This is a genomic window from Oleiphilus sp. HI0132 (assembly GCF_001635845.1).
This window is the reverse complement of sequence record NZ_LWGJ01000978.1, coordinates 1-467: the sequence shown is the minus strand read 5'-3', so window position 1 is coordinate 467 and position 467 is coordinate 1. Positions and strand designations below refer to the sequence as shown.

The following is a 467-nucleotide window of genomic DNA, read 5'->3' as shown; positions in this document are numbered from 1 at the left end:
GAAGATAATGATTCCGCTGATTACTTGGACTGGAGTAAGGCCGCAAAAGTAACAATGCCCAACTTAAAACCATCGACGAAAACAATTTCCTTGCGGTTACCTGAGTCTTTGCTTGAAAGCATTAAAATTGAGGCTAATCGAAGAGACATGCCTTACCAGTCCTTAATCAAATCTTGGCTTGCTGATGATGTTCGACAGAATCGCTTAGCTTCTTAAGAGCACTAACGCCCGCCTAAACGGAGGAGTAAAATTGGCGCGCCTTTTTGGCACAAAAAGCGTGACATATTTTACGGAGTCCGTTTGAGGCGCTGGTTATGTTGTTCTTCTTTGCTAGAAGTAGCAACTCGATAAATACAATAAACCACAGCCAAGCCGAAGCCTATTGAACCATTAAATATGTTAGCTAAACCCGCTGTAATAGCGACTGCCAAATGTATTTGTTTATTACGAAGTAACAACCAGCCTAG

2 protein-coding genes are annotated in these 467 nt (G+C 42.0%); one reads left to right on the top strand and one right to left on the bottom strand.

What is annotated here, in order from left to right:
- A partial coding sequence (locus A3766_RS11030) for a BrnA antitoxin family protein (protein WP_068642202.1) occupies positions 1-216 on the top strand: 216 nt, incomplete at its 5' end.
- A gap of 71 nt (positions 217-287) precedes the next feature.
- Here A3766_RS11030 and A3766_RS31970 read toward each other — a convergent pair.
- Positions 288-467 (bottom strand): hypothetical protein (locus tag A3766_RS31970; RefSeq protein WP_231882888.1); only part of this gene is annotated, 180 nt, incomplete at its 5' end.